Annotated in this window: 19 protein-coding genes; 1 reads left to right on the top strand and 18 read right to left on the bottom strand. The window is 73.3% G+C overall.

Going from position 1 to position 21812, the window contains the following annotated elements:
- Window position 1: 1 nt before the first annotated feature.
- The 16 genes from DAI17_RS07040 to DAI17_RS06965 all read right to left on the bottom strand — a co-directional run bounded on the left by DAI17_RS07040 (window position 2) and on the right by DAI17_RS06965 (window position 16952).
- A complete protein-coding gene (locus DAI17_RS07040; protein WP_234412323.1) occupies window positions 2-1219 on the bottom strand; it encodes a winged helix-turn-helix domain-containing protein in 1218 nt (405 codons plus the stop codon).
- A complete protein-coding gene (locus DAI17_RS07035; protein ID WP_234412317.1) occupies window positions 1216-1908 on the bottom strand; it encodes a response regulator in 693 nt (230 codons plus the stop codon). The genes DAI17_RS07040 and DAI17_RS07035 overlap by 4 nt, the downstream gene beginning before the upstream one ends.
- 47 nt (window positions 1909-1955) lie before the next feature.
- Window positions 1956-2576 (bottom strand): ribosome hibernation-promoting factor, HPF/YfiA family, encoded by a 621-nt coding sequence (hpf, locus tag DAI17_RS07030; protein WP_107772177.1) that lies wholly within the window; start codon window positions 2574-2576, stop codon window positions 1956-1958.
- Window positions 2577-2951: 375 nt separating this feature from the next.
- The gene (locus DAI17_RS07025) at window positions 2952-3707 is read right to left on the bottom strand and encodes a ComF family protein (protein WP_199904974.1); all 756 of its coding nucleotides are present in this window, start codon (window positions 3705-3707) and stop codon (window positions 2952-2954) included.
- 65 nt (window positions 3708-3772) lie between these two features.
- On the bottom strand, window positions 3773-5506 hold the full coding sequence (locus DAI17_RS07020) for a GerMN domain-containing protein (RefSeq protein WP_107772176.1): 1734 nt from the start codon (window positions 5504-5506) through the stop codon (window positions 3773-3775).
- A complete protein-coding gene (gene mtrB / locus DAI17_RS07015) occupies window positions 5503-7134 on the bottom strand; it encodes an MtrAB system histidine kinase MtrB (RefSeq protein ID WP_107772175.1) in 1632 nt (543 codons plus the stop codon). The genes DAI17_RS07020 and mtrB overlap by 4 nt, the downstream gene beginning before the upstream one ends.
- A gap of 16 nt (window positions 7135-7150) precedes the next feature.
- Entirely contained in the window at window positions 7151-7852 is a 702-nt protein-coding gene (gene mtrA, locus DAI17_RS07010) for an MtrAB system response regulator MtrA (protein WP_107772174.1), read from the bottom strand.
- Window positions 7853-7867: 15 nt separating this feature from the next.
- The gene (gene ahcY / locus DAI17_RS07005) at window positions 7868-9310 is read right to left on the bottom strand and encodes an adenosylhomocysteinase (RefSeq protein WP_107772173.1); all 1443 of its coding nucleotides are present in this window, start codon (window positions 9308-9310) and stop codon (window positions 7868-7870) included.
- A 97-nt stretch (window positions 9311-9407) separates the two neighbouring features.
- Window positions 9408-10559: a DUF808 domain-containing protein gene (locus DAI17_RS07000; protein WP_107772172.1), complete on the bottom strand. Its 1152-nt coding sequence runs from the start codon at window positions 10557-10559 to the stop codon at window positions 9408-9410.
- A 157-nt stretch (window positions 10560-10716) separates the two neighbouring features.
- The gene (locus DAI17_RS06995) at window positions 10717-11049 is read right to left on the bottom strand and encodes a Fe-S cluster assembly protein HesB (protein WP_234412315.1); all 333 of its coding nucleotides are present in this window, start codon (window positions 11047-11049) and stop codon (window positions 10717-10719) included.
- Window positions 11050-11089: 40 nt separating this feature from the next.
- Window positions 11090-12127: an SIS domain-containing protein gene (locus DAI17_RS06990; protein ID WP_107772170.1), complete on the bottom strand. Its 1038-nt coding sequence runs from the start codon at window positions 12125-12127 to the stop codon at window positions 11090-11092.
- A 5-nt stretch (window positions 12128-12132) separates the two neighbouring features.
- Complete coding sequence (locus DAI17_RS06985) at window positions 12133-12297, bottom strand: Trm112 family protein (RefSeq protein ID WP_159081394.1); 165 nt, start codon at window positions 12295-12297, stop codon at window positions 12133-12135.
- On the bottom strand, window positions 12294-13697 hold the full coding sequence (locus tag DAI17_RS06980) for a phosphomannomutase/phosphoglucomutase (RefSeq protein ID WP_107772169.1): 1404 nt from the start codon (window positions 13695-13697) through the stop codon (window positions 12294-12296). Before DAI17_RS06980 ends, DAI17_RS06985 begins: the two co-directional genes overlap by 4 nt.
- Before the next feature lie 234 nt (window positions 13698-13931).
- The gene (locus DAI17_RS06975) at window positions 13932-15350 is read right to left on the bottom strand and encodes an HNH endonuclease (RefSeq protein WP_159081393.1); all 1419 of its coding nucleotides are present in this window, start codon (window positions 15348-15350) and stop codon (window positions 13932-13934) included.
- 229 nt (window positions 15351-15579) lie between these two features.
- Window positions 15580-16515, bottom strand: a complete 936-nt coding sequence (locus DAI17_RS06970; RefSeq protein ID WP_107772167.1) for a DUF1214 domain-containing protein — start codon at window positions 16513-16515, stop codon at window positions 15580-15582.
- 65 nt (window positions 16516-16580) lie between these two features.
- A complete protein-coding gene (locus DAI17_RS06965) occupies window positions 16581-16952 on the bottom strand; it encodes a DUF3499 domain-containing protein (protein WP_107772166.1) in 372 nt (123 codons plus the stop codon).
- 49 nt (window positions 16953-17001) lie between these two features.
- Between DAI17_RS06965 and DAI17_RS06960 the strand changes: the two genes are divergently transcribed.
- Window positions 17002-17436: a metallopeptidase family protein gene (locus DAI17_RS06960; protein ID WP_234412313.1), complete on the top strand. Its 435-nt coding sequence runs from the start codon at window positions 17002-17004 to the stop codon at window positions 17434-17436.
- Between the two features lie 12 nt (window positions 17437-17448).
- Here the strand turns inward: DAI17_RS06960 and DAI17_RS06955 are convergent, their stop codons facing one another.
- Complete coding sequence (locus tag DAI17_RS06955; protein WP_107772165.1) at window positions 17449-18828, bottom strand: DUF5719 family protein; 1380 nt, start codon at window positions 18826-18828, stop codon at window positions 17449-17451.
- Window positions 18821-21724: a glycosyltransferase family 2 protein gene (locus DAI17_RS06950; RefSeq protein ID WP_107772164.1), complete on the bottom strand. Its 2904-nt coding sequence runs from the start codon at window positions 21722-21724 to the stop codon at window positions 18821-18823. The genes DAI17_RS06955 and DAI17_RS06950 overlap by 8 nt, the downstream gene beginning before the upstream one ends.
- Window positions 21725-21812 lie beyond the last annotated feature (88 nt).

Raw genomic sequence — 21812 nt, 5'->3', positions numbered from 1 at the left:
GCTACCCACGCCGCCCAGCGGCCGCGGCAACGGCGGCGAGGACCGGCGCCAGGTCGCCACGCGGAGCCACCACGACGTCGTCGAGGTCCAGCCACCTGGCGAGCCTGCGCAGCTCGCTCGCCAGCTCCTCCGCCGTCTCCCCCGGCGCGCCGGGCTCGGCGTACGCGCCCTGCACGAGGAGGCGGCGGGTCGCCCGGTCGGCCTTGAGGTCGACCCGCGCGACGATCCGGTCGCCGAGGAGGAACGGCAGCACGTAGTAGCCGTGCACCCGCTTGTCGGCAGGGACGTAGATCTCGATGCGGTAGGAGAAGTCGAAGAGCGTCTCGGCGCGCGAGCGCTCCCACACCACCGGGTCGAAGGGCGAGAGCAGGGCACGCGCCCCGACCCGCCGCGGCAGTCGCGCGTCGCGGTGGAGGTACGCCGCCCTGGTCCAGCCCGGCACGGTCACCGGCACCAGCTCGCCGGCCTCCACGAGGGTCTCGACCGCGGCCCGCGTCTCGGCCACCCCCATCCGGTAGTAGTCGGCCAGGCAGCGCACGGTCGCCACGCCGTGCGACCGCGCGGCGCGGCGCACGAGCTCGAGGTCCGCCTCGGCCTTCGAGGGCGTCGGGGCCGCGAGCACCGAGGCCGGCAGCACCCGCTCCGGGACGTCGTACAGGACCTCGAACTGGGAGTTGCGCCCCGCGATCGCGACGTCGCCGACGAGGAAAAGGAAGTCGAGCACCTTGCGGGCCTGGGACCAGTTCCAGCCCCAGTGCTCCTTGGTGCGCGGGCCGTCGGAGAACTCCTCCTCCAGGTCGCGCGCGGTCACCGGTCCGCGGTCGCGGACCGCCGCCAGCACGCCGGGCTCCAGCGTCGGGTCGGCGGTGAACCCCCACTTGCCGCGCTGCTCGCGGTAGCCCGCCATCCGGTGCTGCATGACCGGCCAGAGGTCGACGGGCATGAACGCCTGGACGTGCGCCCAGTACTCCACCATCCGCCGGGGACGGCGCTGCGACGCCCGCCGCAGCAGGTCGACGTCGTAGGCGCCCATCCGCGAGTAGAGCGGCATGTAGTGCGCCCGCTGGAGCACGTTGACCGAGTCGACCTGGAGCACCCCCGTGCGGGACAGGGTGCGCTCGAGCGTCCTCATCGACGGGGTCGCGTGCGACCGGTCGGTGAAGCCCTGCGCGGCGAGCGCGATCCGGCGTGCCTGGAGGGTGGTGAGCGACTCCGTCACGGGAGGTCGAGCAGCTTTTCCTTCATCGCGTACATCACGGCCTCCATCCTCGAGTGGAGCTGGAGCTTCTCGAGGATGTTGCGGACGTGGTTCTTGACGGTGTTCTCGGAGATGAACAGCTCCTTGGCCACCTCGCGGTTGTTGAGACCACGTGCGACCAGGCGCAGCACCTCGAGCTCGCGCTCGGTGAGCTTGAGCGCGGTGCTCTGCTCCTTGTCGGGCTTGGACATCTGCTTGAACTCGTCGATCAGCTTGACCGCCATCGACGGGCTGATCAGCGACTGGCCCTCGTTGACGACCCGGATCGCCTGCGCGACCTCCTCGATCGAGGAGTCCTTGAGCAGGTAGCCCGACGCGCCGTTCTTGACGGTCTCGTAGAGGTCGCCCTCCTCGTCGGAGACCGTCAGCATGATGATCTTGGCCGACGGGACGGCCTCCTTGATCGCGCGGCAGGCCTCGACACCCGTGCGCCGCGGCATCCGGACGTCGAGCAGCACCACGTCGGGCGCGAGCGTGGTGGCCAGCTCGGTGCCGACGATGCCGTCGTCGGCCTCCCCCACGACCTGGATGTCGGTGTCCTGCGCGAGCAGCATGGTCAGCCCTCGCCGGAACAGCTCCTGGTCGTCAACGACCAGGACTCGGATCGGCTCATGGGGGTTGGTGCCTGGGACACCCGTTGCCTCGGTCACCCGCGCATCATTGCAGAACTCGTGACCGAGGCAACAGGAGCCATGGGTCAGCGGTCCAGGTCCAGGGAGATCACGCCGTAGTCGTAGCCGCGGCGGCGGTAGACGACCGAGGGCCTCTCGCTCTCCTTGTCGACGAAGAGGTAGAAGTCGTGCCCGACGAGCTCCATCTCGTAGAGCGCCTGGTCCAGGGTCATGGGCGTGGCGCCGTGGGACTTCTCCCGTACGACGAGCGGTCCGTCGCCGGTGACGGTGATCGGTCCGACCTGGCGCTCGGTGACCGTCTCGGTGTCGTCCTCGTCGGTCGTGGTGGGCTCGGGGAGGTCGGCGAGGGCCTCCCCCACCGACACCGGGGTGTGCCGGCCGTGGTGCACCCGGCGGCGGTCGGCCGCGCGGCGCATCTGGGCGGCCATCTTGTCCATGGCGAGGTCGAGTGCGCCCATCTTGTCCGCCGCGGCGGCCTCGGCGCGGATCACCGGCCCCTTGGAGAAGGCGGTCAGCTCGACGCGCACCGCGCGGTCGTGCTGACGGGGATTGCGTTCCTGCTCCACCTCGACCTGTACTCGCATGATCCGGTGGTCGTGCTTCTCAAGCCTGGCGAGCTTCTCCGAGACGTGCTCGCGGAACCTGTCCGACACCTCGCAGTGTCGTCCGGTGACCACAACATCCATGTGAACCTCCTGGTAGCAGGACTACTTCATCGGCCCACCCGCGCGGCGAGGGACCGGGTCGGGCCCGTGTCCTGGCCACCGGTGGGATGGAGTCCGCCCGGCCGACCTGGTCTTCGTCCCCACAGTCGCCTGCTGGGGCTTCCGCAACTTGGATGTCACTACCGGCCCTCTCCCGACCACCGTCGTGTCTGACGACGGCTGCGAGGCAGGACTTACGTCTAAGCCGCACCGTGATCGGCTGTCTCCAGCCTTACGTGGGCCGTTTTGCCTGCGACTGGCATCGGCTTGCCATCCGGATGACTGTGCGGTCCCTGGCGGGCGCACAGGTGTCCGGGTGACGCAACCACGGACCCGGACGGACTCCATGCACAGACGCTAGCCCCTCCCCGGTGCGGGGCCAAGGGACGGGGGTCCGGAATGGGACGGGCTGACCGTCCCGACCTCCGGAAGGCGTCGCCGGGTGGCCGCGACGACCGCCACGGCGGCGGGTTCGAGGCCCACCGCCGACAGGGCCCGCTGCGCCTCCCGTGCCGTCGCACCGGTCGTCAGCACGTCGTCGCACAGGACCACCCGTGCCCTCGTACGCCGCGCGGCGAGGCGCCGCAGGCCGGGCGCCGGGCAGCACATCGAGCCCGCCAGGTTGGCGGCGCGCTCGGTGGCCGTGAGGCCCGCCTGATCGACCACGCCGCCCCGGGAGACGAGCAGGGCGGCGCCCAGGGCGTCGTACGACTCGCGGACGAGGACGCGGACGGCGCCCCGGACGAGGGCGCCCGTGGGGTCGTAGCCGCGGCGGCGGCTCGAGCCGGGACGCGACGGGACCGGCACGAGCACCAGCGGGGTGCCGTCGGGCGGTCCCGCCGCCGCGCGCACCGAGACCGCCAGCAGGCCGGCGAGCACCCGGGCCAGGGACCACTGCCCGCGGTCCTTGTGCCCGACGACGAGGGCGCGCAGGGTGTCGGCGTACTCCCCGGTCGCCCATGGCGGGACCAGTCCGGCCGGCACCGGGCTGGGCCAGCTCCGGACCGCGGTCGTCGGCAGGACGGCGCGGCACGACGGGCACAGCATCCGCCCCGGCCGCGAGCAGCCGACGCAGGTGCTCCCGGTCAGCAGGTCCAGGGCCGCGTCACGCACGGCCCCATCGGACCAGCGCGGCCGGGCGGGCTCAAGGCCCGGTTCCCCGCCTGTGGAGGGCGGACTCAGCCGGCGTAGGTCAGCGAGGTCAGGCCGGCGGGGAGCGCGGACAGGGGCCGAGTGGGCGCGGTCAGGTCGATGATCTCGCGACCGGCGACGACGTAGACCTCGGCTCCCTCCACCGGGGAGCCCACCAGGTGGCGGAAGGCGCCGCGGACGCGGCTGGACCCGGAGGTCACCACCTCGCCGGGCGCGCCGTCGACGGAGACGGTCCGGACCTGGGAGAGGTCGTCGGTGATGTCGGAGAGCACGGACACCGTCGTCGGCGTGCGCCACGCGATGTCGCGGACCTGGCCGGACGCATCGGGCTGGTAGGCGAGCCGACGGGCGCGGGTGGCGCCCAGCACCCGGCCGGCGTCGCCGTGGAGGACGCGGGCCGCGACGACCCGGTCGCCGTCCGCGCCCGCGACCACGGCCACCAGCCGGCTGCCGTCGCGCGACACCAGGAGCTGCTCGACGTCGCGGCCGCTGACGCCGGGGACCTGGACGGAGCGGGCCCGGGTGCCGGTCACGACCAGCACCTGCGCGCGTCCCCCGGCCCGGTCCAGCAGCCACATGCGGTCGGCGAAGTCCCAGGCGGGCGGCAGCAGGTCGCCGGCGCCGCTGACGACCTGGACCGCCGTGCCCTCCTCGTCGTCCACCGGGGCCACCAGCACCCCGGTCCCGTCGCCGGAGACCCCGGCCACCCGGCTCCCCTCGAGGTTGACGCCGATCGACCGGATGCCGAGCCGCTCGGTCCCCATCGGGCCGGAGGTGGCGAGCAGCGAGGAGGCCGCCCCGCGCACCACGCGCCCGTCGACGAGGCCGAAGACGTCCCCGGTGGACTGGGCCCCGGTCGGGTCGTAGGCGCTGCCGACGTCGAGGTCGACCTGGGTGGCGCCGCCGGGCAGGCCGAGCTCGCGGTCGCCGATGGTGAGCTGCACGGCCCGGATCCGCGGCTCCTGCCGCAGCGTCCAGATCAGCTGGGTCAGCATCAGCTGGCCGACGACCTCGTCGACCGCCTCGGGGTCCCCGTCGAGGGAGACCTCGGCGATTCCGGCCGAGGTGATGGGCACCGGACCGGAGGTGCTGAACCCCGGCGGGAAGAACGTGCGCGCCACCCGCGGGTCGGTCCCCTCGTGCGGCAGCAGGCCGGGCACGAGGGCCGAGGCCACCTGCTCCCCCTCGGGGACGTAGACCGGCTCGGGGACCAGGATCCCGGCGGTGGGGTCGAAGAGGTAGAGGGAGGCGCGGCGGTAGAGGGTCTCGAACCACGACTCGGGGACGACCAGCGCGTCCGGGACCTCCGAGATGCGCCACTCGCCGTCCTCGGAGGTGAGCGAGAACTCCATCGTCACCCCGTCCCGCGAGCGCTGCCAGGCGCCGCGGTCGTCGTAGACATTGATCGACGACATCGGGACCTGGACGGTCAGGTCCCCTCCGACGGGGTCGCCGAGCTCGCCGTAGGTGACGATGGCGTCGTCCGGCTGCCACGACTGCTGGGCATCCTGGCTGAGGAACTGGCGCGCGACGCTGGTCGTGATCGGCGTCGCCTTCATCGCCTCGAGGAAGTGCGCGACGATCTCGACGGCCGACTCCCCGGGCTGCGGCGGACGCGGGTCGAACCCGATGCCCGGCGGCGACGACACCTCGGTCGAGGTCTGGACCTCGGTGACGGGGCCGTCCGTGGGCATCCGCACGCACGCCGACAGCAGGAGGACCACGGCGAGCACGCCCGCGACCCGGGCCGGCCCCCTCATGCCGACTCCAGGGCGTCGGTGGGCACCAGCGGCAGCGGGCTGTGGCGCAGCGGCTGGGAGAGGCGGCGCGGCAGCGTGAGCCGGAACTGGGCGCCCTCGCCCGGGCGACCCCATGCCTGGAGCCAGCCGCCGTGGAGGTGGGTGTCCTCCAGCGAGATCGACAGCCCCAGCCCGGTGCCGCCGCTGGTGCGGGCGCGCGCCGGGTCGGCTCGCCAGAAGCGGTTGAAGACCATCGCGGACTCCCCCGGCCCCAGGCCCACCCCGTGGTCGCGCACGGCGATCGCCGCGGAGTGGTCGTCGCCGGCCACCAGCAGGTGGATGGGCCGCCCCTCGGCGTGGTCGATGGCGTTGGTCACCAGGTTGCGCACGATCCGCTCGACCCGGCGGGGGTCGGCCTCGGCCAGGCAGGCGCGGTCGGGGGCGCGCACCACCACCTGGGTGTGCCGCTGCTCCGCGAGGGCCCGGGTCATCTCGACGACCCGGCGGGCCACGACGACGAGGTCGACGTCCTCGGCCTCGAGCACCGCCGCCCCCGCGTCGAACCGGCTGATCTCCAGCAGGTCGGCGAGCAGGGTCTCGAAACGGTCGAGCTCGACCTGAAGGAGCTCGGCGGCCCGGGCGGTGACCGGGTCGAAGCTGGCCCGGGCGTCGTGGAGCACGTCGCCGGCCATCCGCACCGTCGTGAGCGGCGTACGCAGCTCGTGGGACACGTCGGAGACGAACCGGCGCTGGAGGCGGCTCAGCTCCTCGAGCTGGCGGATCTGGCGCTGGAGGTTGGAGGCCATCTGGTTGAACGACGTGGCCAGGCGGGCCAGGTCGTCCTCGCCGCTGACTCGCAGGCGCTCCTGGAGCTGACCCGCAGCCAGCCGCTCGGCGACCCGGCGGGCCATCCGGATCGGGGTCACCACCTGACGAGCCACCAGCCAGGCGAGCCCGGCGACGAGCAACAGCAGGAGGATGCCGGCCGTGAGCAGCGCCCGGGTCACCAACGCCATGGTCTGGCGCTCCTCGTCGAGGGACCAGACGTAGTAGAGCGTGTAGGTGTGGTCGTCCGCCGGCAGCGTGACCTGGCTGCCGACGACCACGCCGGGGCCCTCCGGCAGGCCCGGGACCGGCCGGGTGGTCTCGATGTCGGTGTAGGTCCACGCGGTGGCGGCGGGCTCGTCGAAGTGCTGCTGCAGCGTCTCGGGGACGGTGGCGGTGTCGAGCCCCTGGGTGAACTGGGCGCCGCCGTCGACCAGCCGGCTGCCCGTGCCGATCGCCGGGGACAGGATCACCGCGAAGCCGCGGGCGCCGCCGCGGGAGATCAGCGGCTGGATCAGGTCCTCGCGCTGGCCGGCCTCGTCGACGTCGGTCCCGGGCTCGGCCGCGAGCTGCGCGCGTGCCTGGGTGGTCTCGTTCTCCACCTCGGCCACCACCTGGTCCACGCGGTTCTGCAGCAGCCCCTCGCGGGTCTGCTGGACGAGGAACCACCCCACGATGCTCACGACCAGCGCGGACAGCAGCACCGTCGAGGCGATGACGCGGGCCTGCACCGACCGGCGCCAGAAGGTCAGCGCACGGCGCAGCCCGTAGGAGACGCGGTCGAGCGTCGGCTGCAGCCCCGGGGGCGAGGACAGGGTGGACATGGATGCCGGGGCCGGACTAGGCCGTGCCGGCCTTGTAACCCACGCCTCGGACGGTCACCACGATCTCGGGGTTCTCGGGGTCGTGCTCGACCTTGGACCGCAGGCGCTGCACGTGCACGTTGACCAGCCGGGTGTCGGCGCTGTGGCGGTAGCCCCACACCTGCTCGAGGAGCACCTCCCGCGTGAAGACCTGCCACGGCTTGCGGGCGAGGCAGACCAGCAGGTCGAACTCCAGCGGCGTCAGGTTGACCGGCTTGCCCGCGCGGGTGACGGAGTGGCCGGAGACGTCGATGGCCAGGTCGCCGATGGTGAGGGCCTCGGAGACGGGCGCCTCGTTGCGGCGCACGCGCGCGCGGATCCGGGCGATGAGCTCCTTGGGCTTGAACGGCTTGACGATGTAGTCGTCGGCCCCGGACTCGAGGCCGACGACCACGTCGACGGTGTCGCCCTTGGCGGTGAGCATGACGATCGGCACGCCGGACTCGGCGCGGATCTCCTTGCAGACGTCGATGCCGTCCTTGCCGGGCAGCATCAGGTCGAGGAGGACCAGGTCGGGCCGAAAGCTCCGGAACGCGTCCAGCGCCTCGTCACCGCGACCCACGACCTGGCTCTCGAAGCCCTCCTGCCGCAGCACCAGGGAGAGCATCTCCGCCAGGGACGAGTCGTCGTCGACGACGAGGATGCTGCCCCGGGTGGGGAGCTCGGCAGGACGTGTCATGCCGCCCAGTCTGCCTCAGTAACGGTAGTGCTCGGGCTTGAACGGCCCCTCCACGTCGACACCGATGTAGGCGGCCTGCTCCTTGGTGAGCTCGGTGAGCTCCACGCCCAGGGCGGCGAGGTGGAGGCGGGCGACCTCCTCGTCGAGGTGCTTGGGCAGCACGTGCACGCCGACCTCGTACTCGTCGGTCTTGGAGAAGAGGTCGACCTGCGCCAGCACCTGGTTGGTGAAGGAGTTGGACATCACGAACGACGGGTGGCCGGTCGCGTTGCCCAGGTTGAGCAGGCGACCCTCGCTCAGCACGATGACCTTCTTGCCGTCCGGGAAGATCCACTGGTGGACCTGCGGCTTGATCTCGTCCTTGACGATGCCCGGGATGCGGGCGAGGCCGGCGATGTCGATCTCGTTGTCGAAGTGGCCGATGTTGCCGACGATGGCCTGGTTCTTCATCCGCTCGAAGTGCTCGACGGTGATGATGTCGAAGTTGCCCGTCGTGGTGATGAAGATGTCGGCGGTGTCGACGACCGAGTCGAGGCGCTTGACCTCGTAGCCGTCCATCGCCGCCTGCAGAGCGCAGATCGGGTCGATCTCGGTGACGATGACGCGGGCGCCCTGGCCGCGCAGCGACTCCGCGGAGCCCTTGCCGACGTCGCCGTAGCCGCACACGACCGCGACCTTGCCGCCGATCATCACGTCGGTGGCGCGGTTGATGCCGTCGATGAGGCTGTGGCGGCAGCCGTACTTGTTGTCGAACTTGGACTTGGTGACCGAGTCGTTGACGTTGATCGCCGGGAAGAGCAGCGAGCCCTCCTTGAACCGCTCGTAGAGGCGGTGCACACCGGTGGTGGTCTCCTCGGTGACGCCCTTGATGCCGGCGGCGATGCGGGTCCAGCGCTGCGGGTCGGCCTCGAGCGAGCGGGCCAGGACGCGCAGCACCTCCTTGTACTCCTCGTTGTCGGTGGAGTCCTGCGGCGGGACGACGCCCGCCTTCTCGAACTCGACACCCTTGTGGACGAGGAGGGTGATGTCGCCGCCGTCGTCGAGCAGCATGTTGGGCCCGACCGGGTTGCCGTCGGCGTCGGTGAAGGCGAAGACCTTCTCGGCCTCGTCCCAGTACTGCGCGAGGGTCTCGCCCTTCCAGGCGAACACGGGCGTGCCGGCGGGCGCGTCCACGGTGCCGTCGCGACCGACGACGACCGCGGCGGCCGCGTGGTCCTGGGTGGAGAAGATGTTGCAGGTGGCCCAGCGCACGTCGGCACCGAGGTCGACGAGGGTCTCGATGAGGACGGCGGTCTGGATCGTCATGTGCAGCGACCCGGCGATGCGGGCGCCGGCGAGCGGCTTGTCCGCGCCGTAGCGCTCGCGCATGGCCATCAGGCCGGGCATCTCGTGCTCGGCGAGGGCGATCTCCTTGCGGCCGTAGTCGGCCAGGCTGAGGTCGGCGACCTTGAAGTCCATCAGTTGTCTCCTGAAGTCTTTGGTGGAGCGCGTCTGCGCCGCACATCTGTGCGTCGTCGGGATCTCCCGCGCGGACCTCAGAAGCGTATGACCGGGCTCACCGATTCGGAGAATCCTCGACGGGGCCCTGACCGCCCTCCGCACCGGCCTCGGCCGGGTCCGCTGCGTGGTCCACCGCGTGGTCCACCGCGTCCCCGGTGTGGTCCCCGGCGCGGTCCCCGGTGTGCTCCTCGGCGTGGTCCCCGGAGCCGTGGCCGCCCCCGATGCCGAACGCGTGCAGGACCGCCAGCACGATGCCGCCGACGACGAGTCCGACGACCGCCGACACGAGGGTGTTGACCACCCACCCGGCGAGGCTGCCCAGGGCGCCGCCGACCGCGTCGTGGACGGCCTCCTCCCAGTGGTGGACGAGGTCGTACGGCGCGTGGAGCACGTCGCCGAGCGCTGTGCCCCCCAGGAGCCCGCCGTCGTCGCCGATCTCGTAGAGGCTGACGAGGAAGATGTGGCCACCGACCCACAGCATGGCCAGCGTGCCGATGAGCGATATCGCGGCGAGCAGCCGGGGCATGGCCCCCACCAGGGCGTGGCCGACGCGCTGCGCCGCCGCGGAGGACTTCAGGGTCAGGTGAAGGCCGACGTCGTCCATCTTCACGATCAGCGCCACCACGCCGTACACCAGGACGGTGATCATGATGGCCACCACGGCCAGCACGATCGCGCGCATCCAGATGCTGGCGTCGGGGTCTGAGCCGACGACCTCCTTGAGCGCGATGACCATGATCTCGGCGCTCAGGATGAAGTCGGTGCGGACGGCCTGGGCGATGGTCCGCTGCTCGTGCTCGGGGGTGAACTCGCCCTGCGGCGAGACGTCCTCCTCGGCCTCCGTGTGGTGGCCGCTGACCTTCTCCCACACCTTGTGGGCGCCCTCGTAGGCGAGGAAGCCACCACCGAAGATGAGGATCACGGGCAGCAGCTCGGGCAGGAACTGCCCGAGGAGCACGGCCGCGGGCAGGATGAAGAGCAGCTTGTTGCGCAGCGAGCCGATCGCGATCTTCTTGATGATCGGCAGCTCGCGCTCGGCGGCGGAGCCGTGGAGGTACTGCGGGGTGACCGCCGTGTCGTCGACCACCACGCCCGCGGCCTTGGCGCTCGCGCGGCCGGCGGCCGCGCCGACGTCGTCCACGCTGGCCGCCGCGATCCGGGCCAGGGCGGCGACGTCGTCGAGCAGGGCGAAGAGTCCGGCGGCCATCAGGCGAGCTCCCTCGTGTCGGTCACCGGCCCAGCCTATCCGCGGGACACGCCCGCCCCGGACCTGGCGAGGTCCGGGAGGACGGGTCGAGGGACGACAGACACGACGAGGGCGGCCGGGGAGATCCCCGGCCGCCCTCGTGGACGTGTCGTGCGCGTCAGCCCTGCAGGCCGAGCGCGAACTGCACGCCGCCCTCCTGGTCGACGCTGGCGTCGAGGACCTTGTCGTCGAGCTCCTGCGCCGATCCGGCGTCGAGGTAGACCGTGGCGCCGTCCTGCTGGACCGTCGCGTCCCCCGGCTGGGGGCCGTCGGTCGAGCTGATGGCGAAGGCGGGCTCCGGCGTCGCCTCGAGGGCGATCCGCAGGCCCGCGGCGTCGGCCTCGCTGGACTGGTGGGTGATCTCACGGACGATCGTGCTGGCGTTCTGGGTGAGGGTGAGCACGAGCTCTCCTTCCACAGAGGTCAGGGACTCCTCCACCGTTGCAGGCACGGGCGCACAGCACAAACCCGGGGGGGCCGCAGGGGCGGGATCAGTCCGAGGTGAAGCCGATCCGGAGGTACTCCGCGGCGTAGGTGCCCTGCAGCACGAGGGAGGCGTAGCGGGCCAGCTCGTTCTCGGCCTCCGTGCTGACGGTCTCGACGAGCACGTCGCGGCGCGCCGCCGCGGCCTGGAGCCGGCCGCGCTGCTCACGCACGACGGGGTCCTCGGCGCCGTCGTCGAGGACCACCAGGAGCGGCCGCCGCTCCGCGGGGGCGTCGCCGTCGGCGAACGGGTCGGCGAACACGTCGCGCGGACGGGCGGCCTCGAGCACCGGGACCAGGTGCTCGGCGTCGCCGGCCAGGGCGGTGCGTCCCGAGGCACGGCGGATGGACTCCGCGACCCGGCGTGCGGCTCGCGCGGCCAGCACCGAACCGCCCCAGACCAGCGGATTGGTGTCGGCGAGGGCGATGGCCAGCATCTTGGCGGGGTTGACGGCCAGGTCGCGGAACGGCGAGCACTGCTCGGCCACGGCGTCCAGCGCGGTGGCCACGTCCTCGGCGTCGGCGCGCGGGCCCAGGCGGACCTGGGCGAGGTAGTCGAGCATCACCACCGCGGTGGCGAGCTGGTCCCCGGTGACCGTGGGCAGGAGCGTGGTGTAGCGGCCGGCCGCGTGCTCGGCGACCATCGAGCCCGCCGGGCACGCGACCACGACCTGGCAGCCACGGCGCACGGCCTCGGCCACGGCCGACGCCGAGCCGCTGTCCGAGCCCTCGGGGGCGAGCATCACGACCAGGTCCAGGCTGCCCGCCCACCCCGGCAGGGCCGGTCCGGGCCACGCGACGAACGGCACGGGGCACCACGGCTCGAGCACGGCGCGCAGGAGGCGGGAGTCGGGACCGGCGGCGATGACCGCACGGGGCTGGTCCACCCCCTGCTGGCCGGCGATCGCCGCGGCCGTGGCCGCGGAGGCGTCGTGGGCCTCGCGCCGTACCCGTGCCCCGCTCTCGGCGAGCGCCCGCAGCGGCAGGTCGTGGGCGGCCAGGACGCGCTCGTCGTCGAGCCTGGACTCGTCGAACCACATGGCCATGGCGATCAGGCCGGCTTGCGGGCCTCGTCGACGAGCAGCACCGGGATGTCGTCCCTGACCGGGTAGGCCAGGCCGCACGCGGTGCAGACGAGCTCGTCGGTGCCCTCCTCGAGCTGCCCGTGGCAGTCGGGGCAGACGATGATCTCGAGCAGCTGGGGGTCGATGTTCACGAGTGGCTCCTGATGGTGGTGAGGACCTCGTTGCGGATCCGCTCCATCGTGGCGCGGTCGCGGCCTTCGGCGTTGAGCCGCAGCAGCGGCTCGGTGTTGGACGGGCGGACGTTGAACCACCAGTCGTCATGGGCCACGGTGAGCCCGTCGAGCCGGTCGGCGGTCACGCCGTCGTGGTCGGCGTACGCCTTCTCGATCGTCTCGACCACGGCCGTCTGGTCCGCGACGGTGGAGTTGATCTCTCCGCTGACGACGTAGCGCTCGTAGTCGGCGAGGAGCGCGCTCAGCGGCTGCTCGGTCTCGGCCAGGGCGGCCAGGGCGTGGAGCGCGGCGAGCATCCCGGAGTCGGCGCGCCAGAAGTCGCGGAAGTAGAAGTGCCCGCTGTGCTCGCCACCGAAGATCGCCCCGGTCTCGGCCATCGTCGCCTTGATGTAGGAGTGGCCGACCCGGGTGCGCACGGGCGAGCCGCCGAGGTCGGTGACGATCTCGGGCACCGCACGGCTCGTGATGAGGTTGTGGATGATCGTCGCCCCGGGCTCCTTGGCGAGCTCGCGCGAGGCGATCAGCGCGGTGAGCGTCGAGGGCGACACCGCCCGGCCCTGCTCGTCGACCAGGAAGCAGCGGTCGGCGTCGCCGTCGAAGGCCAGGCCGATGTCGGCCCGCTCGTCCAGCACCCGCCGCTGGAGGTCGACGAGGTTGGCCGGCTCGATGGGGTTGGCCTCGTGGTTGGGAAAGGTGCCGTCGAGCTCGAAGAACATCGGCACCAGCTCGATCCGCTCGGAGCCGATGCGGTCGAACACCGCGGGGGCGGTGAGCCCGGCCATGCCGTTGCCGGCGTCGACGACGACCTTGAGCCGGCGCCCGTCCACCGGAGCGAGGTCGAGGAGGTGGGCGGCGTAGGCCGCGAGCACGTCCTCCTGCGTGATGCTGCCCGGCGTGGACGCGGGCCGGTGGCCGCCCCGCACCACGCTGTCGCGGATCTCGGCGAGGCCGGTCTCGGAGCCGATCGGCACCGCACCCGCGCGGCACATCTTCATCCCGTTGTAACCCGCGGGGTTGTGGCTGGCGGTGAACATCACGCCGGCGTGGCCGAGGTGTCCCGAGGCGAAGTAGAGCTGGTCGGTGCTGGCGAGGCCGATCATCACCACGTCCGCCCCCGCCTCGGTCGCGCCCGCGGCGAAAGCACCGGCCAGGCCGGGCGAGCTGGGGCGCATGTCGTGGCCGACGACCACCACCGGCGCTCCGACCACCTCGACGAACGCGGCGCCGGTGGCGCGGGCGAGGTCCTCGTCGAGCTGGTCCGGGACGGTTCCGCGGACGTCGTACGCCTTGAAGATGGCGTCGACGTTGGCCGCGTCGAGGGTCGATCCGTGCGTCGACGAGGGGGAAGGTTCGGGCATGGCCGCAGCCTAGACGTCGTGGAGCTGGTGCGGGCGTGGCGGGCACGCTCGGGCGCCGGACCGACCTCGGCGGAGGGTGGCTGACCGCCGCCCGCACGGCCGACGGCTGGCGCGGTGGAGCACGCGGCTGCGGCTGCCGAGGCCTCGCCTGCGTGTGCGTGGCGTCTCAGCGCGGCATCCGGACATGCCGGTGCCCCCGCCGATGTCGCCGTGGCGGGGTGCGGGGCGGGGTGGCTACTGGTCCGGCGGGCGCAGGTCCGGTCGGTCGTATTGCTGGTCGCTGCCCGCGGTCCCGGATCCCGACCCGGGTTCGGGCCAGGCGCGTCCGGTGCACCGGCTGCCGGTGTGGTCGCGTCGGTAGGTCCAGCCCAGCGGGCTGGTCCACTCGAACACGCCCGGCTCGGTCATCCGGTAGCGCCAGCGGCCCTTAGTCTTGAGCCGATGATGGCGGCGGCACAGGGCGGCGAGGTTGTCGGTGCTCGTTTGTCCGCCGCGGTCGGGATGGTCGTGGTCGTAGGGCACGACGTGGTCGATGTCGCCGTGCCGGGCGTTGCGTCCGCACCACGGGAAGACGCACGTCCCGTCGCGGACGACCACGTAGTCCCGCATGGCGGCGGTGGGCGTGTAGCCCTTCGTCTCCAACCGTTCGCGCAGGTCGATGACCGGCTTGACGGCCACCGCAGCGTCGGGACGGCCACACCAGGCGCGGACCTGCTCCACCGACAGGAGCCGTTGGCCGGCCTGCTCGACCCGCGCACACAACGCCTCGCCGGTCCCAGACCCTGTCCCATCCAGGCCGGTGATGGCATCGGCGGACAGGTGCGCATAGATGACGATCTGCGTCACCGGCGTGGCCGGAGCCGGCGGCTTCGAGGTCTCGACCGCCGAAGAATCCTCGTCGTCGAAGCCGAGGGTCAGCTGGCGGCGGGCGAGGTCGCCCAGCGCGGTGGCCCGGCGGCCGTCGACGGTGTCGGTGGACCCGAGCTTCGCGAGGTGCTCGGCGCCGGACGCGACGGCCTCGCGCAGGGCGAGGGCGTCGGGGATCTCCAGGTCCGCCTCCAGGTGCATGGTGCCGTCGAAGGAGACCTGCTGGGTGTCGAAGGTGACGTTGCGCTTGTCCGCACTCTTCTCCAGCGCCTTCTCCACGGCCTCGGGCATGTGACGCACCCGGGCCTCGTCCACCACCCGCCCCAGGGCGGAGGGGGTGAGCCGGTTGGCGCACCAGAACACCTGCTCGTCCACGTACGTCGCGGCCTCGAGAGTGAGGTCCAGGGTGGTCTGCGCGATCACCCGGGCCCGCCACCCCGCCACCAGCCCGGCCTGGACTGCACCCCACAGCCGCGGGAGCCGGTAGGCCACCTCCACGCACTCGGTCAGGAACCGACCAGCGCTGTCGTTGGTGCGGCCGAGCATGGTCGCGAACTCCGGCACACAGAACTCATCGATCGACGGCGATCCCTCACCCGCGAAGGTCTTCGGCGAGGTGAAGCACGCCTCCGCGTGCTCGGGGTCGGCCAGGTGCAGGTCGGCCCAGTGCACGCCCAGCCGCATCATCTCGACGTCCTCGGCAGCAGCCCGATCCCGCGATGCCTTCACCGCACGCAACAGCTTGGCCGGAGTGTCCGGCAGAGCAGGAGCGGCGGGCGTCTTCATGGGTCCTATTGCATCAGGGGCCACCGACAACGCGACGTCGCAGAGAGGCCGCCTGTGGAAAGGGATTCAGGCTTGCTGCGCTCGACGCCTCGACCCCTCCTACCGGAGAGGTCACGGGGGACGACCGGGTGTTCGGCGGCCTCGGCCCGGTCGTCGGCAGCGCGCACGACGGAGATCACCGGGGTCGACCTACAACGACTCGCCGCGGGAGCGAACGGGGACGGCCCCCTCAACCGTCGAGCGTGGGGAAGGTCCAGCGCCCGTCGAGGATCTCGGGGCGCGGCCGGTAGAGGCGGACGAGGTAGTTCCAGCCGTCCGTGAGGGGCAGCGAGTTGGGGCCGTCGCCCCCGAAGCGGACCGTCACGCCACCGTCGTCGTCACGGACGGCGGTGATGCTGTTGACGCTGTAGGCGCCCTGCTCGTTGGGCTCGAAGAAGCCGTCGGCGTTGTAGACCGAGATCGACCAGAAACCGTCCACCGGGACGTCGTCGCGGACCTTCAGCTCGTACGCACCGACCGGTAGGCCGGGGGTGACGCCGACGTAGGTGGCCTCGGTGTCCGGCAGGCCTCCCCAGCCCGCGGCGGTGCCGATGAGGTGGTGGACGGGGTCGACGTCCTCCTTGCGGCCGAAGCTGCGTGCGAAGGACGTCTGGTCGGCAGCGAGCGACAGCAGCGCCGCGCGGGTGCGGTCGAGGCCGGCCGTGTCGTAGTCGGGCATCTCGAACGGGCGCCCGGCACCCGCCTCGACGGCGAGCTGGTCCTGGAGAGCTGCGGCGGCCGTCAGGTCCCCCGGGTCACGGGGGTCGACGAGGGTGCGGGCGGCGACGACGACGTACGGACTCCCCAGCAGGTCCACCGAGAGGTCGTGCCTGCCCGGGTCGTGGACGACCTGGTTGATGAAGTGGTCCTCGTTGACCACCATCACCGACAGGTACCGCCCGCCGGCGTCCGGCACGGTGAGCGTCGCGCCGGCCGAGATGTCGACGACGGCGAAGCTGTAGAGCGTGTCCCGGTTGAGCCGGATCACGGTCTGGTGGTCGACCGAGGCGGGCTGCCGGTGGTGCAGGAGCCGGTTGACTCCACCGGCGTCGCGTTGCAGGTCGGCCAGCATGCGGTGGGTCTCCGCCCGGACGAAGTTGTCGGCGTTGACGCGAATCCGTGGCATGCGCCCGAGGGTGCCGGACGGCCCGACGGGCGACCTCCCCCCTTCCGGGCGAACCCGGCCGCGGCTCAGTCGTTGCTGAGGACCCGCAGGTGTCCGCGCTTGGTGCCGTGCCGCGGGTCGTCGCCGCCGTGGTCGACCGGGCGCGGCGGGGCGGGACGCTCGATCGGGCGGGCGGCCTCGCGCACCGCGTCGGCGAGGGCGAGCAGGTCGTCGGAGGAGGGCCCCTGGGTGGACGGGTCCGGCGCCAGGCGCAGCACCTCCCACCCGCGGGGGGCGGAGAGCCGCTCGCTGTGCACGTCGCAGAGGTCGTAGGCGTGCGGCTCGGCGTAGATCGCGAGCGGGCCCAGGACCGCCGTCTGGTCGGCGTAGACGTAGGTCAGGGTGTTGACCGCAGTGCGACCGCAGGCAGTGCGGGAACAGCGACGGGCGAGGCTCACGCCGCCGACGCTACCCGCCGCGCGGTCGACTCCTGATTAGGCTCGCGGCATGGATGAGCTGCTCCCCCGCCACCGGGTCACGCGCGACCGGCGCGGCCGCGGCATGCGCGGTCCCGGCGTGATGCCCGCGCGCCCCGGCGAGCCCGCCCTGCGGACCGCCCGGGAGCGTTTCGACGACCTGGTGCTGGGCATCGTCACCGAGGTCGACGAGCGGTGGCAGGACCGGCTCGGTCTCGTCGAGTACGCCGTCGAGGACGCACCGATGATCCCCGACGACTGGGGCGACGCCACGGTGCCGCTGTCCTCCCTGGTCCGGGGCACCGGGGGCCAGCCGACCCGGCTGGTGCTGTTCCGGCGACCCATCGAGCACCGGTGCGAGGGTCGTGACGACCTCGAGGCGATGGTGCTCACCGTCGTGGTCGAGCAGGTCGCCGAGCTGCTCGGCCTGCCGCCCGAGGACGTCGACCCGCGGTACGGCGACTGACGCCGCGAGACCTCAGCGCAGCGCCGGGCGCACGTCGGCGACCAGCCCCTCGAGGCGCAGGTCCGACAGCGGGAGGACCGCGAGACCCGGCGGGCCGACCTCGACGGCGGCGACGACCGTGGTGCGCTGGACGACCACGTCGAGCTGCGTGGCGCCGGAGGGCAGCTTGATCCTCGGCGAGGCACCGGGCCCGACCTCGACACGCTCGCGCGCGACCTCGCGGCCGCGCTGGTCACGCAGCGTGTAGGTGACGACCCCCGCCTGCTCGGCGCCGGCGAGCACGAGGCGGGCCGGCCCGCGGGGCAGGACGATGCCGGCGTGGCCCTCGAGCGGCTCGGCGGCCACGGCGTGCGAGAGGTCGCCCGAGGCAAGCGTCCGCATCGCCGCGGTCACCGGCGACGAGGACTCCAGCCGCAGGCCGATGGCGCCCCGTGCCGCTCGGCTCCGCAGCACCCCGGACAGGTCGACGCTCGTCGTGCCCCCGGGCGGGACGGTGACCTCCTCGAGCCCCGCGGGCGTGAACTCGCTGCCCTTGGTCACGACGCGCAGGCCCACCCGCGCCTCGTCGTCGCCGGGGTTGCCCACCGCGAGCACCCGGTCCCCCGGCTTGCCGCCGAGGCCCACGAGGTACGACGTGGTGGCCGGCGCCGCCTGGGCGGGGAGCCAGTCGCGGCTGCGGACGCCCCCGCCCAGCTCGTCGACGAGGTCGGTGACGTGGACGCCGAGGCGGCCCCGGGAGACCACGACCCGCAGGCTGAGGTCGGCACGCTGCGGGACGACCGCCGCGAGGTCGAAACGGACGGTGCGCCCGCCGGGGACGGTGACCCCGCGCATCGCCGGGACGTCCACCGGGCCGTCGGGGCCGAGCACGCCCACGTCGGCGACGGCCGGCCCGCGGTCCGGGTTGGTGAGCTCGAGGACCGAGCCGTGCTCGGCCGAGGCTCCCACCCCGGTGAACCACTGCTCGGGGCTGGGCAGGTCGCACGTGGTCGCCGCGCCGTCGCCGTACCGTCCGGCGACGAGGCCGGCGGCGAGCTCGCCCTCGGCCTGGAGCACCACCGGCCTCCTGGTGGCGTCGCGGGCGGTGCCGTCGAGGGCCAGGGTGTCCTCGGCGGGCTGGCGGATCGCCACGTCGCCGCTGCGTCCGGTCGCGCTGGCCACCGCCACCGTGCCGGCGCCCGGCAGCGCAGCGGGGCACACCAGCGTCGTGCGGGTCAGCGCGACCTCGGCCGGCGGACGGGACGAGGTCTCGTCCTCGACGGGGCCGACCAGGGCCAGCGCGCCGATCGTCAGCAGCGGGATGACGACCGCGAGGAGGTCGAGGGGACCGAAGCGGCGGGTGCGGTCCGGCTGCGCCGCCCGGCGGCCCGGCCGCGGCGTGGGCTCACTCATCACGACCCCTCCTCACGGTGGGCGCGGCCAGGACCAGCACGAGCACGATCGCGGCGACCTGCAGGACGAGCAGGACCAGGCGCGGCCAGGTCGTGCGCCCCTCGACGCCCTCGGCCGACAGCGGGCGGTCGACCCGCCAGGCCCGCGTCGAGCGGTCCTGGGCGCTGGCCTGGTCGAGCCCGGCCGTGGCGTCGAGCCCCGCGGCGACGGTGCCGTCGGCGGGCGACGGCAGGACGACGTACTCGATCCCCGCCCGACCCAGGGACTCCACGAGCTCGCCGGTCGGTGCGGACACGAGCTGCGTCACCTGCTCGGTCAGCTCGACGTCCTCCTCGGCCAGGGCGAGCACCTCGTCCTCGCCCAGCGTCACGCCGTCGCCGCGCAGGATGCGGTAGTCGATGCCCTCGGCCACCGAGCCGCGCAGGACCAGCACGCCGTGCTCGTCACCGAGGAGGGAGCTCTGCTCCATGTAGGCCGGGACGACCGACGCCTCCTCGCGGCCCAGGGCGTCCTCGCCCGGGTCGGCGAGCCACCAGGCGAGGCCGCCGAGGGGCACGAGCGCCGCCGCGACCGCCAGGACGCCGGCGAGCACCCGCTGCCAGGCCGCGTGCCGCTGACCGTCCCGGAGCCGTCGCAGGTAGGCCTCGGCGCCCAGCGCCGTGGCGATGACGGCCAGCCCCTGGAGGACCACGACGAACAGGCCCAGGCTCGGACGGGTCCGCGTGGCCGGCAGGTCGAGGGTGACGAAGCCCAGGCCCGCGACCACGACGGCGGCGGCCAGTGCGACCAGCCAGCAGGCCAGCACCGGGACGCGCGTCGAGCGCGGGACCAGGGCGAGCAGCGCGAGGACACCGAGCAGGGCGCCGATCCACCACGGCGCGCCGAGGTCGCCGAGCCGGCCGGTGAGCAGCCCGACGACGTCGACGTCGTCCCCCGGCAGGCGACCGGCCTCGAGGAGCAGCCCCTCCGCGGAGCCGGTGGTGACCAGCGGGAGGATCCACGGCGCGAGGAGCACCGGCACGGCCGCCAGCGCGACGACCGGGGGTCCCCAGCTGTGCCGGTCCTTGAGCAGCCGGGGCGAGATGAAGGCAGCGACGCCGAGCACGACGGCCGTGGCCAGCACGGCGAAGAGCCAGACACCGGGCACGAAGGCGGCACCGAGCGCCACCAGCAGGGCGGTCCGCCAGGCTGCTCGCCAGCGGCGGTCACGGTCGGGGTCGGCGAAGCCGAGGGCCGCGTGGGCCGTCCAGGGCAGCAGCGCGGCCACGGCGACGGTCCCGAAGCGGCCCTCGCCCCAGGCGCCCGAGGTGGCCGGGACCAGCCCGTAGGTCACCGCACCCCACACGTGCAGCCAGCGCGGCATGTCGCGGGTGTCGACGAGGTGGCCGAGCACGGTCAGCAGCCGCCACATCCCCCAGGCGGCGAACGGCACGGCCAGCAGCATCAGCGCCGACACGACGACGCCGGGACCGCCGAGCAGGCTGCCGACGAACGCGAAGGGCAGCACGTAGGCCGGGGCCGGGACGTCGGTGCCCGACCCGAGCGGGTGGCGGCTCTGCACGTGCAGTTGCCACCACTGCCCCACGTCCGTCGGCACCGGGGACAACGCGCCGCCGGTGATCGACCCCAGGGCCTCGCGCGCCCCCACGACCGCCAGCACGGCGAACAGCGCCAGCACGACGGCGACGGGGCTGGTGAAGAACCGGGCGACCAGGCCGGTGTCCTGGAGGTAGGCCTCCTCGTCGTCCTCGTCGCGCCGGTCGCGCTCGCGGGCGTACGACGCCGTGCCCGGCTGCCTCGCGCGGGCCGCGCGGCGTCGCTCGGCCACGTCCTGCGCCTGGTTGGTGGCCGCCGCCGCGAGGTCGGTCACGAAGTCGAGGCCGTGGCGGTAGGGCAGCCACCGCGGGGCCAGCAGGTGGCGGACGTCGTGCGGCTCCCCGGTCCGCCGCTCGGCACGGGTCCGACGTGCGGCCAGCACCTGCCGCGGGCGGGAGTAGACCGACAGCACGGCCGCCAGCTCGTCGAGCGCCTCGCCCACGGAACGGACGCACAGGAACCCGAGAACCCGCAGCAGCGAGCCGAGGAAGAGACGCACTACCTGCCAGGGCAGGGACCGCGGGGACGCGTTGGCGAGCATCGTGACCAGCGCGGCGCGCCGCTCCTGGTAGTGCGTGTGGCGCCCGGTCAGCGGGGTACGGCGCACGCCGCGGTGCGCCGCCTCGGCGTGGAACGCGACCGCCGCGGGGACGACCAGCGTGGTGTGGCCGGCCTGCGCCGCCCGCCAGCCGAAGTCGATGTCGTTTCCGAAGATCGGCAGCTCGGGGTCGAGGCCGCCGAGCTCGGCGAGGACGCTGCGGCGGACCAGCATGCCGGCGGTGTTGACCGCGAGCACCCGCCGGACCTCGTCGTGCTGTCCCTGGTCGTACTCGCCGCGCTCGAGACCCGTCTCGCGGTGACCCGTGCCGGTGATGGTGAGCCCCACCTCGAGGAGGCGCTTGAGCGACGGCCACTCGCGCAGCTTGGGCCCGAGGACGTCGGCCTCGGGGTGCTCGTCGGCGGCCCGCAGCAGCTGCTCGAGGGCGTCGGGGGCGGGGAGGCTGTCGTCGTGGAGGAGCCAGATCCACTCGTCCTCGGCTGCGCCCCCGGCAGTCCCCTCGGTCGGCGGCAGGTGCTCGAGGGCGTGGGCCACCGCGGCGGGGTAGCCGGTCGACCCGGGGAGCTCGAGGACCGACTCGTCCTCGAACAGTCCGCGCAGCAGGTCGACGCTGCCGTCCCGGCTGCCGGTGTCGACGGCGATGGCGCGGTCGACGGGGCGCGTCTGGCTCTCGAGGCCGTCGAGGACGGCCGGCAGCCACCGGGCCCCGTCATGGCTGACGAGGAGCACGGTGACGGTCACCGGAGCACCCTAGCGACGGCTCGGTGAGGCCCGAAAACGTCGCCGGGAGGGCGTCGTACGACCCCGAAATGCGCGACAGGGCCCGCTG

It is taken from the genome of Nocardioides sediminis (assembly GCF_003047295.1).
GTDB classification, from domain to species: domain Bacteria; phylum Actinomycetota; class Actinomycetes; order Propionibacteriales; family Nocardioidaceae; genus Nocardioides; species Nocardioides sediminis.
The sequence above is the reverse complement of the archived record's forward strand: the minus strand, read 5'-3'. Positions and strand labels throughout refer to the sequence as shown.

Excerpts from the sequence above, each read along its gene's own strand:
- DAI17_RS06980 (WP_107772169.1), bottom strand. The coding sequence starts at position 13,697 with ATGCCCGAACCTTCCCCCTCGTCGACGCACGGATCGACCCTCGACGCG.
- DAI17_RS06975 (WP_159081393.1), bottom strand. The coding sequence starts at position 15,350 with ATGAAGACGCCCGCCGCTCCTGCTCTGCCGGACACTCCGGCCAAGCTG.
- DAI17_RS06970 (WP_107772167.1), bottom strand. The coding sequence starts at position 16,515 with ATGCCACGGATTCGCGTCAACGCCGACAACTTCGTCCGGGCGGAGACC.
- DAI17_RS07000 (WP_107772172.1), bottom strand. The coding sequence starts at position 10,559 with ATGGCCGCCGGACTCTTCGCCCTGCTCGACGACGTCGCCGCCCTGGCC.
- DAI17_RS06990 (WP_107772170.1), bottom strand. The coding sequence starts at position 12,127 with ATGGCCATGTGGTTCGACGAGTCCAGGCTCGACGACGAGCGCGTCCTG.
- DAI17_RS06955 (WP_107772165.1), bottom strand. The coding sequence starts at position 18,828 with ATGAGTGAGCCCACGCCGCGGCCGGGCCGCCGGGCGGCGCAGCCGGAC.
- DAI17_RS07020 (WP_107772176.1), bottom strand. The coding sequence starts at position 5,506 with ATGAGGGGGCCGGCCCGGGTCGCGGGCGTGCTCGCCGTGGTCCTCCTG.
- mtrB (WP_107772175.1), bottom strand. The coding sequence starts at position 7,134 with ATGTCCACCCTGTCCTCGCCCCCGGGGCTGCAGCCGACGCTCGACCGC.
- DAI17_RS06960 (WP_234412313.1), top strand. The coding sequence starts at position 17,002 with ATGGATGAGCTGCTCCCCCGCCACCGGGTCACGCGCGACCGGCGCGGC.
- ahcY (WP_107772173.1), bottom strand. The coding sequence starts at position 9,310 with ATGGACTTCAAGGTCGCCGACCTCAGCCTGGCCGACTACGGCCGCAAG.
- mtrA (WP_107772174.1), bottom strand. The coding sequence starts at position 7,852 with ATGACACGTCCTGCCGAGCTCCCCACCCGGGGCAGCATCCTCGTCGTC.
- hpf (WP_107772177.1), bottom strand. The coding sequence starts at position 2,576 with ATGGATGTTGTGGTCACCGGACGACACTGCGAGGTGTCGGACAGGTTC.